16 protein-coding genes are annotated in these 14156 nt (G+C 62.1%); 11 read left to right on the forward strand and 5 right to left on the reverse strand.

The window, feature by feature from the left end; genetic code table 11:
• Together SFU85_04165 and SFU85_04170 are read left to right on the forward strand one after the other, a co-directional pair.
• Positions 1 to 642, forward strand: a 642-nt coding sequence (locus SFU85_04165) for a tyrosine recombinase XerC (protein MDX6765966.1), incomplete at its 5' end; no start/stop codon positions are given.
• A 6-nt stretch (positions 643 to 648) separates the two neighbouring features.
• The gene (locus tag SFU85_04170; protein MDX6765967.1) at positions 649 to 1833 is read left to right on the forward strand and encodes a class I SAM-dependent methyltransferase; all 1185 of its coding nucleotides are present in this window, start codon (positions 649 to 651) and stop codon (positions 1831 to 1833) included.
• Between the two features lie 72 nt (positions 1834 to 1905).
• Here SFU85_04170 and SFU85_04175 read toward each other — a convergent pair whose 3' ends face one another.
• Positions 1906 to 2589, reverse strand: a complete 684-nt coding sequence (locus tag SFU85_04175; protein MDX6765968.1) for a DUF1826 domain-containing protein — start codon at positions 2587 to 2589, stop codon at positions 1906 to 1908.
• Positions 2590 to 2772: 183 nt separating this feature from the next.
• Here SFU85_04175 and SFU85_04180 point away from each other — a divergent pair, with 183 nt between their 5' ends.
• The 9 genes from SFU85_04180 (at position 2773) to SFU85_04220 (ending at position 10027) form a co-directional block, all read left to right on the forward strand.
• Positions 2773 to 3192, forward strand: a complete 420-nt coding sequence (locus SFU85_04180) for a Fur family transcriptional regulator (protein MDX6765969.1) — start codon at positions 2773 to 2775, stop codon at positions 3190 to 3192.
• Positions 3193 to 3221: 29 nt separating this feature from the next.
• Positions 3222 to 3995 (forward strand): ZIP family metal transporter, encoded by a 774-nt coding sequence (locus SFU85_04185; protein MDX6765970.1) that lies wholly within the window; start codon positions 3222 to 3224, stop codon positions 3993 to 3995.
• An 89-nt stretch (positions 3996 to 4084) separates the two neighbouring features.
• Positions 4085 to 4594 (forward strand): DUF2796 domain-containing protein, encoded by a 510-nt coding sequence (locus tag SFU85_04190; GenBank protein ID MDX6765971.1) that lies wholly within the window; start codon positions 4085 to 4087, stop codon positions 4592 to 4594.
• 1 nt (position 4595) lies between these two features.
• Positions 4596 to 5324, forward strand: a complete 729-nt coding sequence (locus SFU85_04195; protein ID MDX6765972.1) for an ATP-binding cassette domain-containing protein — start codon at positions 4596 to 4598, stop codon at positions 5322 to 5324.
• Positions 5321 to 6586 (forward strand): FtsX-like permease family protein, encoded by a 1266-nt coding sequence (locus SFU85_04200; protein ID MDX6765973.1) that lies wholly within the window; start codon positions 5321 to 5323, stop codon positions 6584 to 6586. Before SFU85_04195 ends, SFU85_04200 begins: the two co-directional genes overlap by 4 nt.
• 18 nt (positions 6587 to 6604) lie before the next feature.
• On the forward strand, positions 6605 to 7222 hold the full coding sequence (locus tag SFU85_04205; GenBank protein MDX6765974.1) for a DUF3299 domain-containing protein: 618 nt from the start codon (positions 6605 to 6607) through the stop codon (positions 7220 to 7222).
• 66 nt (positions 7223 to 7288) lie between these two features.
• A complete protein-coding gene (locus tag SFU85_04210; GenBank protein MDX6765975.1) occupies positions 7289 to 7852 on the forward strand; it encodes a DUF3299 domain-containing protein in 564 nt (187 codons plus the stop codon).
• A gap of 81 nt (positions 7853 to 7933) precedes the next feature.
• On the forward strand, positions 7934 to 9004 hold the full coding sequence (locus SFU85_04215; protein MDX6765976.1) for a GTP-binding protein: 1071 nt from the start codon (positions 7934 to 7936) through the stop codon (positions 9002 to 9004).
• A 3-nt stretch (positions 9005 to 9007) separates the two neighbouring features.
• Entirely contained in the window at positions 9008 to 10027 is a 1020-nt protein-coding gene (locus SFU85_04220) for a hypothetical protein (GenBank protein ID MDX6765977.1), read from the forward strand.
• A 460-nt stretch (positions 10028 to 10487) separates the two neighbouring features.
• On the opposite strand, the gene dcd is transcribed toward SFU85_04220, so the two are convergent.
• From dcd to SFU85_04240, 4 genes are all read right to left on the reverse strand, one after another.
• On the reverse strand, positions 10488 to 11072 hold the full coding sequence (dcd, locus tag SFU85_04225; protein ID MDX6765978.1) for a dCTP deaminase: 585 nt from the start codon (positions 11070 to 11072) through the stop codon (positions 10488 to 10490).
• Between the two features lie 248 nt (positions 11073 to 11320).
• Positions 11321 to 11686 (reverse strand): hypothetical protein, encoded by a 366-nt coding sequence (locus SFU85_04230; GenBank protein MDX6765979.1) that lies wholly within the window; start codon positions 11684 to 11686, stop codon positions 11321 to 11323.
• On the reverse strand, positions 11683 to 13131 hold the full coding sequence (locus SFU85_04235) for an exosortase/archaeosortase family protein (protein ID MDX6765980.1): 1449 nt from the start codon (positions 13129 to 13131) through the stop codon (positions 11683 to 11685). Before SFU85_04235 ends, SFU85_04230 begins: the two co-directional genes overlap by 4 nt.
• A 79-nt stretch (positions 13132 to 13210) precedes the next feature.
• The gene (locus SFU85_04240; GenBank protein ID MDX6765981.1) at positions 13211 to 14044 is read right to left on the reverse strand and encodes a hypothetical protein; all 834 of its coding nucleotides are present in this window, start codon (positions 14042 to 14044) and stop codon (positions 13211 to 13213) included.
• Positions 14045 to 14156: the final 112 nt, after the last annotated feature.

Genomic DNA, 14156 nt, shown 5'->3' on the forward strand with positions numbered 1-14156 from the left:
AATCCCGCCGCCGGCATCCGGGCGCCGCGCGCGCCGCGCAGCCAGCCCAAGGCGCTCTCGGTCGATCACGCCGGCATGCTGCTTGACCGCTCCACGCCCGACCCCGGAGATCCGCAGGACCTGCGCGACATTGCCATGTTCGAGTTGTTCTACTCATCGGGGCTGCGTCTGGCGGAGGTCGTTGGCCTCGATCGCGCGGCAGGCGCGGGTTCGGCCGGATGGGTCGACCAAGGCAACGCCGAGGTCACGATCACCGGCAAGGGCGGCAAGACCAGGACAGTACCGGTCGGTGGCAAGGCCATGCAGGCGCTGGCCGCCTGGCAGGCCATTCGCGGGACCATCGCGCGGCCTGAGGAACCGGCGCTTTTCGTCGGGGCGCGCGGCCGGCGGATATCCCCGGCCGTGGTCCAGGCCCGGCTCAAACAATGGGCCCTGCGCAGCGGCGTCCCGTCGAATGTCCACCCGCACGTACTGCGCCATTCGTTCGCCACCCACATGCTGCAATCCTCGAGCGATTTGCGTGCGGTCCAGGAACTGCTCGGCCACGCCAACATCAGCACCACGCAGATCTACACCCATCTCGATTGCCAGCAACTGGCGCGCGTCTACGACGCCGCACATCCCCGCGCGAAAAGAAAGTGAACCCGCTTGATTGATGTTTTCCTCAAGGCCGGCAAGGAGAAGTCGCTGGCACGCCATCACCCCTGGGTGTTTTCCGGCGCGATCGACAAGGTTTCACACGAGCCCGCAGCGGGCGAAACCGTGCGTATCCGCAGCCATGGTGGCGGCGTGCTGGCGCTCGCCGCCTACAGCCCGAAATCGCAGATCCGCGCGCGGGTCTGGACCTTCGAGGCCCAACGTCCGATCAACCCCGGCTTCTTTGCCACGCGCATCGGCGAAGCGATCGCCCGCCGGCCACGCCATCGGCCCGGAACCGGCATGCGCCTGGTGCATGGCGAATCCGACGGATTGCCTGGCCTCATCGTCGATCGCTACGGCGACACGCTGGTGGCGCAATTCCTCTCCACCGGTGCGGAGAAATGGCGCGAGGAGATCGCCGACGCGTTACTCGCCGCCACCGGACTGGCCGACCTGTACGAACGCTCGGATGCGGATGTGCGGCAACTCGAGGGGCTGACGCCACGCAGTGGTGTCCTGCGCGGTACACCGCCCGAGCGGACTTTCATCGAAGAGCACGGCATCCGCCTGGCGGTCGATATCGCCCGCGGCCACAAGACCGGCTTTTACCTGGACCAGAGCGAGAACCGGCGCATCGTGCGCGACCTGGCGGCTGCCAGCCCTGGCATGGAAGCCCTCAATTGCTTCTGCTACACCGGCGGCTTTTCACTCGGCCTTCTGGGCGGAGCCGCGGGCCATGTGCTGTCCATCGATTCCTCCGGCCCGGCGCTTGAAATCGCGCGCGCGAATGTTGAGGCCAATGGCTTCGACCCCGCTCGTGCCGAGTGGCGCGAGGATGATGTCTTCAACACGCTGCGCGAGATGCGCAACACCGGTCGCAGCTTCGACCTGATCGTCCTCGATCCGCCCAAGTTCGCGCCAACGCCGGCTTCCGTGGAACGTGCTGCCCGCGCCTACAAGGACATCAACCTGCTCGGCTTCAAGCTGCTCAAGCCCGGGGGGCGCCTGGTCACCTTTTCATGCTCGGGCGGTGTAGGGGCCGAACTGTTCCAGAAGATCATTGCCGGGGCGGCTCTCGATGCCGGCATAGACGCGCTGGTGGAGCAGAGGCTTGGCGGCGCCGGCGACCATCCGGTCCGGCTGGCTTTTCCCGAAGGGGAGTACCTCAAGGGGCTGGTGCTGCGCAGGGACTGAGTCAGGTCAAGACAAACGCCACCTGTGCTTTGCCCAAGACGCGGTTCACAACCGCTGCGCACCCGAGATACATCAGATCCAAACCGCATCCATCGCCACCAGGATACGCGGCGCCTGATCCGGATCGACTGCGGGCGATCGATGGATCGCGCCGCGCCCGGCGTTGCCCTGCCAGAGCGAACCCTTGAGCAGCACGACATCGCCCACCGCCGCTTCTTGAACCTGCGTACCCGGCCCGAACAGCCCGGAAAGATGGTCAGGCAATCCCCCAGATCCGGGACCCAGTTTGCTGCGATCGGCATGGCAGTCGTCGATCCACTGCGTCCCGGGCCCGCGGTAGGTGCAAAGAAGACGGATGCCGGTGCGGTCGACATGAAAGCCCGGGCACATGGCGCCATCAACCACTTCATAGCGCAGTCCGATAGCCTCGCAGCCGAGCAGAACGGCATACAGTTCCGCCAGGCACAGCACATCCGGGGCAATCGTAGGCCGACCGCTAAACGCTTCCGACAACTCGTTGCCAAGCGATTCCCCCGCGCGAAACACTTTCCGAAACCCGGTACCGAAGCTGGACCCAGCGGGCGGGCTCGCACTGCAGTAGGCCGCGAACCTGGCCGCTTTCCGGCGCCATACCAGTACTTGCACCTCGGGATCGAAAATGTCGATCAGCTCCGCAGGGGAATCAACCATGCGAATCGCGCGGGAACGGAATCGAACGGCCGCCGCGATCTCCCGAGATTCTTCAACAACCAGCATGCCCTTTACCCCTTCTTTAAACGCAATTATGTTGCATTATGAACGAGCAGAACCGTTTATCGCAACTGTATTGCATTAAAGGGATGTCCGGCTTTGCCGCGAACGTGCTTCAACATCCGTCGCTCGTCTAAGGTCCAGACATCCTGATTGCAGGCACACCATGCTTGCTCTAGACTAAACCGCATGTCCAAACCTGTTGAACCTGCCTCTCCGACAGAGAGCCTGCGCGCAACCGGCGCCAGGGTCACAGGTGCACGGGTCGCGATCCTGAGCCTGCTGACGCAAGCCAATCGCGCCCTCTCCCATCGCGACGTGGAACAGGCACTCGCCAACGAGCATGTCGACCGTGTGACGGTCTACAGGGTCCTTGACTGGCTAACCAGCGAGGGGCTCGCGCACAAGATTGCCGACGATGAACGGGTATTCCGTTTCAGCGCCGTAGGCAAGCACGACGACCCGCATGCGCATTTCAAGTGCCGTACGTGTGGCGATGTTTTCTGCGTACCCACCGGTTCAACCCCGAAGTTGAACTTGCCTGCGGGTTTCAAGAGCGAAGAAATCGAACTCAACATCAAGGGTACCTGCGCACGCTGCGCAGGCTAAGCGCTCTATTGCAACTTTGTTGCGTATAATTGATCGGGCTCGCAGGCGCCGCCAAACGCGGCACCTCCCCCCCGATGACCCTTGCCTATATTCTTTGCGCCACTATCGGCGGTACGCTGCTTAGCGTTTGCGCATCGGCGCTGCTCGGGCGCATCATGACGCCACGCTTGGGCTCGCACATGATCGGATTCGCGGTGGGGGCGATGCTAACCGCCGCGTTCATGGACATCCTGCCGGAGGCAGCCACATTGCTGCCGGCCCATACCCTGGGACTTTCCATTCTTGCGGGCCTGTTCGGGTTTTTCATGCTTGAAAAACTCGCGCTTTGGCGTCACGATCATCTGGATGGTGAATCCGCTCATACGCCTTCGGCAATCATGATCCTGCTGGGGGACGGGGTCCACAATTTCGTCGATGGGGTCCTGATCGCTGCGGCGTTTCTGCAGAGCCCGGCACTCGGCATGACCGTGGCGATCAGCGTCATCGCACATGAAATTCCGCAGGAGCTCGGCGATTTCGTGCTCCTCAGGCAATCCGGTTTCGGGTTCTTGCCTGCGCTGGCCTTGAACCTGCTCTCCGGCATGACCGCCGTGCTGGGCGGCTTGCTTGGCTGGTATGCGCTACCACTGGCCAATGGACTTGTGCCGTACGCATTGGCGATTGCAGCGGCGAGCTTCATCTACATTGCCGCCGCCGATCTGGTGCCTCAGATGCAGAAGCGCAGGCGTCCGATGGACATCGCAGTGCAATCATCGCTGGTGGCCGGCGGTGGGTTGGCGATCTCCCTGGGTCACCTGGTTTAGGTTGGCAGTCGAGCGGTATCGCGCAATGAAGGGGGGATGAGATGCATGCAAGGACCCAGGTATCCGCATCGATCCTTGTAGCGCTGGGAATGCAGGTCGCCGCACACGGCGCGCTTGCACACCAAGCCCATGTGCATGGACATGCGACGATCCAGGTGTCGATCGCCGGCGACAAACTTTCCATTACCCTGAACACGCCGCTGGACAACCTGTTGGGTTTCGAGACCGCTCCCGCCAACGCGAGCCAAGGCCGCGCCGTCGACGCCATGGCGGTGCGCCTGCGACGCAGCGAATCAGTGGCGGCACCCTCGGCAGGCGCTGGATGCGTCGCCGGGCCGGTGCGACTGAACGCTCCTGTGCTTGCCGGCACTCCGGGCCACGATGCACCGCGCGGCACTACACCTCCTGCAAACGAGGAACACGCCAACATGGAAGCCGCCTACACCTTTACTTGCGGCCGGCCGGAGGCATTGCGCGAGATCGAGGTCCGACTGTTCGGGGAGTTGCCACGCCTGAAACGGATCGACGTCCAGGTTGCCGGGCCGCGAGGTCAGGCGTCGCAACGTCTGACCCCAAAGAATCGTATCGTACGGCTCTAGGATGTCGACTGCCACGTTGCCATCGCAGGCCGTTCTGATCGAGGACGTCCGCTTTCGCTGGAAGCCGGGCCTACCCTGGTGCCTGGAGATCCCGCATCTTTGCCTCGGGCTCGGTGAAAGCCTGTTCCTGCACGGCCCGTCAGGCAGCGGCAAAAGTACGCTCCTGAATCTGATCGGCGGGGTCGTCGTTGCCGATCAGGGCAGGGTTCATGTGCTGGGGACCGACTTCCAGCACGCCGGTGCGGCCGCGCGTGACCGTATCCGCGCCGACCACGTCGGATTCCTGTTCCAGCAATTCAACCTTGTTCCCTACCTGACGGTCGTCGACAACGTTTTGCTGCCTTGCCGCTTTTCAAGACGCCGTGCGGAGCGTTGTTTGCTGCAGTCTTCCTCACCACTGGCTGAAGCCCTCCGCTTGCTGGCCCGGCTCGACCTCGCACCCGACCTCCTGAAGCGGCGCGTCACCGAGCTTTCCATCGGGCAGCAACAGCGGGTCGCCGCCGCGCGCGCAATGATCGGTGCGCCCGAAATCATTGTCGCGGACGAACCCACTTCCGCGCTCGACGCCGGGCGCCAGATGGCCTTCCTCGAACTCCTGCTTGAGCAATGCGCGCAGGCGGGAAGCAGTCTGCTTTTCGTCAGCCATGACAGGCGACTGGAAAACGCGTTCTCGCGCACGCTGGCGTTGGGCGAGATCAACCGGGCACACGCCGAGGAGCAGGGCGCGTGAATCCGTTCATTCCCGTCCTGGCTGCGCGCAGCGCGTGGAACCGCCGCTTGACCCTGGGCATGATGGTGCTATCGGTGGCCTTGAGTGTCGTCCTGCTGGTCGGCATCGAACGCCTGCGCACCGACGCACGGGCGAGCTTCGCCGAGGCGGTATCCGGTACCGACCTCATCGTGGGAGCTCGCGCCGACCCGGTGGAATTGCTGCTCTACGCAGTGTTTCGAATCGGTGCAGCAACCAACAACATGGGCTGGCCAAGCTATCTTGCGCTGGCTGGCGATCCGGCAGTGGCCTGGACGGTGCCCCTTTCGCTTGGGGATTCCCATCGCGGTTTCGCGGTGCTGGGCACGACAGGTGCCTACTTCGATCATTTCCGCCATGGCGACCGATTGCCCTTGAAATTGGCGCAGGGCAAGCGCTTCGAGCAGCTTTTCGATACCGTCATCGGCGCGGACGTGGCGGCTGCCACCGGCTATCGGTTGGGCGATCGCATCACCCTATCCCATGGGGCGGGTGATGCCGACCTGGCCGAGCACGGCGACAAACCCTTCACAGTGGTCGGCATCCTCACCCGCACCGGTACGCCTGTAGACCGCACGGTTCATGTGAGCCTCGAAGCCATCGAGGCCATCCATCTCAACTGGCAGGGCGGCGCCCCGGTGCCCGGCCTGTCGATTCCCGCGGAATTTGCGCGCAAGTTCAATCTCACTCCAAAATCGATTACCGCCGCCTTGGTAGGCCTGCACAACCGGTCCGATGTGTTCGCCGCCCAGCGTCGCATCAACGCCTCTCGAACCGAGCCGCTGATGGCGGTGATGCCGGGAGTGGCGCTCGACGACCTCTGGCAAATGATCGGGACTGTCGAGCGCACCCTGACAGGGGTCTCGGCGCTGGTCGCGGCGGTGGCATTCATCGGCCTGGTGGCAGTGGTACTGGCGGGGTTGGGCGAACGGCGCCGCGAGCTCGCAGTGTTGCGCTCGGTTGGCGCGGCACCCAGCGATGTCTTCGCATTGCTTGCCGTCGAGGGGCTACTGATCACCCTCGGCGGAGTGATTCTGGGTCTCTTTTTGCTGACCGCTGCAGCGCCGCTGCTGGGTGAGCTCGCGCTAACCCGTTACGGCGTCGTACTGCGGGCGCGCCTTCCCGATGGCGCTGAACTGACCATGCTGCTTGCGATCGTTGCCATCGGCCTTGCGGCAAGCCTGGTGCCGGGGTATCGGGCGTACCGGATGGCCCTGGCTGATGGCTTGGCACCGCGAATCTGACGCGCGAAAGGTGATCCGGTGAAAACAGGTGTTCGGGCTGGAGCGATCGTGGTTTTCTGCGCGGGACTTGCCTGGTTCGCGCTTGATTTGTTCAATCTCGCCGGCCGCGAGGCACGCCATGGTCCCGCGGCCTGGCGGATAGGGGATCCGATCACCGCGCGACAAGCTCCCGCCCCGGACGCGAAGTATCGGGAGATCACCTGGGAAGAACTGCTACCCGCGGGCTGGGACCCGGCAGCCGCATTCAAGGGACTTGATCTCGGCGCACTACGCGATGGGGACGCAAGCGCCGCAGATGCTCTGGCCAAAGTTCAAGCGCTTTGGCAACAGGCCCCGATCAACTCGCAGCTTGATCGCAAGCGCGTGCGCATCCCCGGATTCGTCGTTCCGCTCGAGAGACGTGGCATGCTGATCGATGAGTTCCTGCTGGTCCCGTATTTCGGCGCCTGCATCCATACGCCGCCGCCGCCTTCGAACCAGATCATCCATGTGCGCACGTCAAAACCCCACGAGGGCGTGGCAATGGACCCTGTCTGGATCAGCGGGGAACTGGTGGTCCGGCGCGCCGACACCGCCATGGGAAGCGCCGGCTATCACATCCATGCGGAACAGGTTGAACCCTACAAGCGCCAATGAGGCATACCAAAAATGATTACGTCCCGACGACCGTCCTTTGGCAAGCGACTCGTACTCGCCCTTGCAATGACCTTGCCGCTCATCCAGGGAGCGGCAGCACAACAAGCCAAACCCGGCTACCGGCTTGGCGAACGACTGCCCGCTGCACCGGCGGACGCCAAACCAGGGCCGACGTATCGTACTGTCGAGTGGGACGCCCTCTTGCCCAAGGGATGGGATCCGGCCGCTGAGTTGAAAGGCCTGGATTTCGCCACGCTCAAGGACGGTGATCCGCGCGCCATGGAGGCGATGGCGCGCATGCAGGAGATGTGGGACAACGCCCCGCTTAACTCCGCCCTCGACAACACGCGCGTGCGCATCGCAGGCTTTGTGGTCCCGCTGGAGCGGCGCGGCAACCTGATTCACGAATTCCTGCTGATGCCCTACTTCGGCGCGTGTATCCACCTGCCGCCACCACCGGCAAACCAGATTATCCATGTGTTTCCGGCCAAACCGGTCCCTGAAGCGACCGCCGCGGAACCGGTCTGGATCAGCGGTGCGATCGAAAGCGGTCGCTCGAAAACCAACATGGGCAGCGCAGGCTACCGACTCAATGCGGACACGGTGGCCCCCTTCAACCGGAAGCGCTAGAACCGTGCCCCCTCACTGCCGTAATCATTTCTGTTATTCTCCCGCGCCGTCGATGACGAGCGTCCATCTCGAAAGATCACAATGGCAAGCCAAGTTCCCGTCACCATCCTCACCGGCTTTCTCGGCGCTGGAAAAACCACGCTGTTAAACCGCATTCTTTCCGAGGATCACGGCCACCGCATCGCCGTGATCGAGAACGAGTTCGGCGAAGAGGGCGTGGACAACGACATCCTGCTGCGCGAACAGGGGCAGGAGCAGATCATCGAGATGAACAACGGCTGCATCTGCTGCACCGTGCGGGGCGACCTCATCCGCATCCTCCACGGCTTGCTCAAGCGGCGCGACAAATTCGACCGCATCCTCATCGAGACGACCGGCCTGGCCGATCCCGGACCCGTCATCCAGACCTTCTTCATGGACGACGAAATGAAGGCCGTGCTCAAGGTGGATGCCGTGGTCACCCTCGTCGACGCCAAGCACGTCAACCTCCACATCGGCGACAGCCGCGAAGTCAAGGAACAGATCGCCTTTGCCGACGTGGTACTGCTCAACAAGACCGATTTGGTGCCGTCCTCCGAAATCGATTCCCTTGAAGCCCGTATCCGCACGATGAACCGGCTGGCCAGGGTGCACCGCTGTGAAAATGCCAATGTGCCTTTGGACAAAGTGCTCGATGTCCACGGCTTCGACCTCGACCGCATCCTGGAAATGGAACCGCACTTCCTGGGGGAAGAAAAGGAACACAACCACGATGCGCACGACGGGCACGATCACAGCCACTGCGACCACGAACATGGCCACTGCGATCATGACCACGACCACGGACATGGCCACAGCCATGATCATGTGCATGATGAATCCGTCAAATCAGTCGGGATCGAAGCGGTGGGGGAAGTGGATGGCAAGAAGCTCAACGAGTGGTTGGGCAAACTGCTGCAGGAGCAGGGGGTCAACATCTTCCGCATGAAAGGGGTCATCGCGGTCCGGGGCCAATCCAAGCGGGTGGTCTTCCAGGGGGTTCACATGATCCTCCAGGCCCAGCCCGATCGTGAGTGGAAGGCGGGAGAGACCCGGAAAAACATCCTCGTGTTCATCGGACGCGAACTGGACCGTGATGCCCTCAACCGCGGTTTCAAATCCTGCCTGGCCTGACCCATGACGGAACCGGTAAAGACCCGCCGCCTGGGCCCCCGTTGGTCGGCCAAATCCGACGACTTCATCACCGCACTGGCCTGGTCGCCCGATGCCGCCAAGTTGGCCGTGGCCAACGGCGCGGGTGGGATCGATTTGTTTGCCGGCGATGGTTCCTTGATTGAAAAAATCCAAGCCCATGACCTGGGAGTGCAGTCGCTCACGTGGTCGCCGGACGGTGCGCTGTTCTTCTCCGCCGCCCAGGACGGGCGCCTGCGCAGTTGGACCGCTGAAGGTGGCAAGGGCGCGGTCGACCTCAAACCCGCCAAGGGCTGGCCCTTGCGCATGCTGTGGAGCACGGGGCCGGAATCCCCGCTTATGGCCGTGGCCTGGGGCAAATCGGTGGTTTTGACCGGCAAGGATGGTGTGCCGCTGCGTGACATCACCGATGGCAAGACCAGCATCGAAGACCTGGCCTGGTATCCGCCGGGCGGTATGTTGCTGGGAGCCACCCACGGTGGTCTGCGCGTCTGGGATCCGAAGAGCGGGAGGGAGATCCGCCGCTACGACTGGCCGGCCGCCCTCTGGTCCTGCACCTGGAGCCCGGATGGTCGTTGGGTCACCGCGGGCAGCCAGGAACACTCCGTGCATATTTGGGAGGCAGCGAGCGGTGACCATCTGCACATGCAGGGGTATCCTGGAAAAGTCCGCCTGCAATCATGGACGGCCGACAGCAAGTGGTTGGCCACGGCCGGGGGTATGGACATCATTCTGTGGGATTGTTCCGGTCCCGGTCCCGATGGCCGCCAGGGCAAGCCTTTCATGGCCCATGCCGACCTCGTCACCGCCATGGCTTTTCATCCCCGCAACCACCACCTCGTTTCCGGTTGCAAGGCCGGGCGCCTCATCCTTTGGAACGGCGATGGAGAGGACGAGATCCTCGGTGCGGCCGTTCTTGACCAGGAAATCAGCACCCTGGCCTGGTCGCCGGTGCAGGACCGCATCGCCGTCGGTACCGCCCAGGGCTCGGTGGCGGTCTTTTGAAGTTTCTTTGGTTGTTAGGAAATATGTCGCAGATTTCTTGGCGTTCCGCCTTTCGAGCGACGGTCAGTCAACTCCCACAAACGCAACCCTGAATGAATCCCCCTTCGAAAACCCCGACGATACGGACCGCGATGCCTTGGCCACCGCGCACATTCAAACGTAGATGAGGGGACTTTTCTTCTTACCGGAGGACGCGGCCGTAATTGTGACCGGGTTGAACATCGCCGACCCCGGATGTCCGGTAGTAGGAAGTCGTTAGCCTATAACTCATAGGTCCAAAGTTGGGTCGTGATGGCATGGATCTCACCGTGAGAGGGGCCGGGTTTACGCAGACTAAAGGGGTGCTCAGACGGTGTATTCCCAATCCCAAAATGATCAACGTGCAAAAACATGTGATTTTGTGCCAGCGTTTCATGGTTGTTGATCCAGCTGTTTTTGGGCGGCTTATTTGAATAAAAACTCACACCTTCGGCAGGGTAATTCGCTGTTTCTGGTCCTGGTATTTCCCGGCGCGGGTTTTGTAGGAGACGGCGCATTCTTCGGCGGTGAAGAAGAGTATCTGCACAATGCCTTCGTTGGCGTAGATCCGGCAGTCGGCGGCGGAGGAGTTGGAAAACTCGAGGGTCAGGTGCCCGCTCCATCCGGCCTCGGCGGGGGTGACGTTGGCGATGATGCCGCAGCGGGCGTAGGTGCTCTTGCCGACACAAATGGCGGTGACGTTCGGGGGCAGGGTCAGTTTTTCCACCGCAACTCCCAAGCCATAACTCCGGGCCGGCAGGATGAAGTATTGCCCCTGCTTGTCCTCATGCAGGGAAACCTTCTCGAGATTGCGGGGATTGAAATGCTTGGGGTCGATGACCGTGCCGGGCACATGGCGGAAGACCTGGAATTCCCGCGCGGAAAGGCGGAGGTCGTAGCCGTAACTCGAACAGCCATACGACAGCACAGGCCGGGAATCGGGATCGCGGCGGATCAATTGGGGTTCGAAGGGACGGATCATGCCCTTGCGGGCCAGGGTACTGATTTGGTGGTCGCTGAGGATCATGGTGCGCGTCTTTATGCAGTGTTCCCGTCAAAGGCCAATCCCAAAGCGAGCCCGGCACCGGATTCAGAAATAAACCACCAAGACACCAAGATTGAAACAGGAGGCAGAAAGTGAATAGGTTTGGCTCCCTCAGGTGAGCTGGCTTTCTGCGCAAAACCAAACGTAACTCCTTGGAGATTTGGAGTTTTGGTCGTTATTCATCTGTATCATCCCGGTTACCGCGCACGGGTACCAAAAGTGGCGGGGAATCAGTTGAACCACACCAGCCCGATCAGCAGGAGCGGGAGGAGGATGCCGCCGGACAGACAGAGGAGGGCGGTGCGTCGGCGGCCGTAGCGGAAGGCCATCACCAGCCCGATGATGACAGTAGCGACGAAGCACAGCGACATGGCGGTGACCAGCCCCTGCATGTAGACAGAGGAGAGGGTGTTGGGCTGGCCGGTCTTCAGGGCGTGGCCGGTGTGCAACGTGGAGAGCAGGGTGAGGGCATTGTTCTTGCCGAAGCTGGGTCGTTCCCAGCGGTAAGTTTGCCAAATGCCGGAAACGGCAAAAAACAGGAGCAGGGGGGCGAAAAGGCAGCCGAGGTAGAGGTGGAGGGCGCGCAACGTTTTCATGGCCTGGACAAGCTCGGTTTGGGTTGGTTGGTGGATTGTGAGGACATTTCCAGAATGAGTCTCTGGGAGGAGGCCAGACTGGCCTGGTCGAAGGATTCGAGGGCGAACTTTTCCCGGCTGCCGACCCAGATCAGGTGGATGCCGGGGGATTTGCGGAATCCGAGCGTCGACTTGAGGTACTCGGAATGGGAGGGGATCAAGGCACCATCGACCAGGAAGAATTCCCGGAACCAGGATTGGCCGTCGGTTTGGATGCCGGATGTGCCGGTAGGACGGAGGTTGATCCCGCGGTACTTGAGGCAGACTTCCAGAGCGTGGTGCCGGTCGCTGCCCCGGGGTTCGAACCAGAGCAGTCCCATCCCGGGGGCCTGGTCCGGGAGGTGGAGTTCATAACCCTCGCCCGGCAATTCGCGTCGCTCGGCGGAAGCTGGGGGGTGGGGCAGGTCCAAGAAGGCGTTGGAGAGCAGGGGAGCCACGAAAGGCAGGGTCAGCAGGGGCAGGGCGGCCAGCCGCGCCAGGCGCGTGGAGGGATGAAGGCCCGGATTTTGCCCGATCAGCACAACCGGGTGGAACCTTTCCCAGGCGAGCGAGAAGACGAGCAGTCCCCATGCGGCCGCTTCTCCCCAGGGTGCCAGGATGAGCAGGGGGCAACTGGCTGCCAGACAGGCCCAACCGGAGGCCGAAGCCAGCCAGCGTCGCTCGATGACCAGAGGACAGGCCACGATCCAGGGAAACCACAACGATTCGATCCCGCACCAGGCAATCGCCCCGGCTGCGGCCACCCAGAACGCGGTGAGGGCGGTGTGAACGGCATCGAGTTGCCGTACCGGCCGCCCATGGGCCAGGCCGATCATCACGGCAGCAGCGGCGGGCCAGTGTCCGGCCGCATTCAGCAGGGGTGCGATGAGGGCCATGGCCGCGGCGGCCTGGGTCAGTTCGAGTGTGGAGTTGGGGAGGGGTCCGGTCTTTCCAAGGCGGTTGAGCAGGAGGGCGAAGGGGACCAACCAGAGGAAACCAATGAAGTAATGCAGTTGCGGGGGCTCAATTTCCGGGAAGAACAACCAGCGGTATCCGATCAGGGTGAGGATGCGCAGGACATTGGCCAGAACAGCCAGGGGAAGCAGGCTGGCCAGACCGATCCAGAACGACCGGCCTTCCAGGTGCTGGCGGCGGGTCCAGAGGAAAAGGGCCAGCAACACCAGGAGCAGGTTGAGCCCCGCGCAATCCCGGGTCCAAGGGATGTTCAATGCACCCCAGGCAAACCCATGGCCATCATCGACCGCAGGTTGGCCCGTGAGCGAAAGCAGCAACAGGACGGGGCCTTTGCAAAGTGCCCCGAAAGCATCGACCGTGATGTTGCGGGTGGAGACGAAGGCAATTGCCGCCAACAACGCCACCAAGGGGAGGTGGCGCCCGGACCAACGCGGGCCGGAAACTTTTTGCATCAAACCCGACCCTAGTCACCGGATCGCACACCGCAAGAACGGTGTGCGATGCGAGCGCGGGGGAACGTCGACTCCGGGTTCAGGCGGTGCGGTAAAGACGTCCACGCAGGGCGAAAGCCAGAGCGAAGAGGCCCAACGCGGCCTGCGGGGGCACAGGGGCGGCGGGTACGCTCGTCTTGTCTGTCCAGACCCAGGTGGTGGGAACGTTCGAGACTTTGGTGGTGGTGCCCTTTTGGATCGAGGCCACGATTTTGCCCAAGGACTCCGGAGCGTCGACCTTCGGATTGAAACTGAACTGGCGCGTGGTGAAGTTGTCGGACTCGAAGCCCGAAGATGTGACGTTGGAGAGCACGATCTGGTCCCAACTGGTGGAGGCGTCGCCGTAGAAGTTGATGAAGGCGTAAGCCTCGCCCGAGTTGAGCTTGCGATTGAGCGGGTTGCCGAAGTAGCTGCGATCCAAACCGCTCAACAGGGAGGCGGTGGTGTATTGGGCCACGAGCGTGTTGTTTTTGTAGAAGCTGAGCTGGTTGGAGGCATCGCCCGCCGACCACCAGAGGCCGAAGTAGGAATTGGGCACATTGAGGGTGAAGGTCGTGGTCTTGATACTGCCGATGCCTTGAACGGCGTAAGGGGAGCCTCCCGGATTGGCCGCGTCAGGCGCCCCACCGTATTGGTTGGCCTTGATGACGTTGAGTTGGTCGAATTTACCCACCCCATCCCATGAAACATTGTAGTTGAGTCCGATGGGCAAGTTGTTGAAGGTGAAGATGTTGGTTCCAATCAGCGAAGTGCTGGTGGCCGAAGGATTTTCGGTGACGGTGACAATCGTGTTCTGGGCCGATGCAAAGGTCGTCATGCTCAAAAGGCAGGCGACGATGAGAGTGCAAACTTGGTTTACAGTTTTGTGCTGCATGTGTTCAATCTGAATTGAACGCCGATTAATGCAAGTTAATTTTACACTACGAGCTTGGATGTAGATGATTGGATTATGTATAAATTTGAATAAACTATTGATATTGAGCTAC

This window comes from Candidatus Methylacidiphilales bacterium (genome assembly GCA_033875315.1).
GTDB lineage: Bacteria > Verrucomicrobiota > Verrucomicrobiia > Methylacidiphilales > CAZTYG01 > JANRJG01.

Bases quoted from the DNA above. Each gene is read 5' to 3' on its own strand.
- SFU85_04220 (MDX6765977.1), top strand. From the start codon at position 9,008: ATGACGGAACCGGTAAAGACCCGCCGCCTGGGCCCCCGTTGGTCGGCC.
- SFU85_04190 (MDX6765971.1), top strand. From the start codon at position 4,085: ATGCAGGTCGCCGCACACGGCGCGCTTGCACACCAAGCCCATGTGCAT.
- SFU85_04235 (MDX6765980.1), bottom strand. From the start codon at position 13,131: ATGCAAAAAGTTTCCGGCCCGCGTTGGTCCGGGCGCCACCTCCCCTTG.
- SFU85_04195 (MDX6765972.1), top strand. From the start codon at position 4,596: ATGTCGACTGCCACGTTGCCATCGCAGGCCGTTCTGATCGAGGACGTC.
- SFU85_04215 (MDX6765976.1), top strand. From the start codon at position 7,934: ATGGCAAGCCAAGTTCCCGTCACCATCCTCACCGGCTTTCTCGGCGCT.
- SFU85_04240 (MDX6765981.1), bottom strand. From the start codon at position 14,044: ATGCAGCACAAAACTGTAAACCAAGTTTGCACTCTCATCGTCGCCTGC.
- dcd (MDX6765978.1), bottom strand. From the start codon at position 11,072: ATGATCCTCAGCGACCACCAAATCAGTACCCTGGCCCGCAAGGGCATG.
- SFU85_04180 (MDX6765969.1), top strand. From the start codon at position 2,773: ATGTCCAAACCTGTTGAACCTGCCTCTCCGACAGAGAGCCTGCGCGCA.
- SFU85_04230 (MDX6765979.1), bottom strand. From the start codon at position 11,686: ATGAAAACGTTGCGCGCCCTCCACCTCTACCTCGGCTGCCTTTTCGCC.
- SFU85_04175 (MDX6765968.1), bottom strand. From the start codon at position 2,589: ATGCTGGTTGTTGAAGAATCTCGGGAGATCGCGGCGGCCGTTCGATTC.
- SFU85_04210 (MDX6765975.1), top strand. From the start codon at position 7,289: ATGACCTTGCCGCTCATCCAGGGAGCGGCAGCACAACAAGCCAAACCC.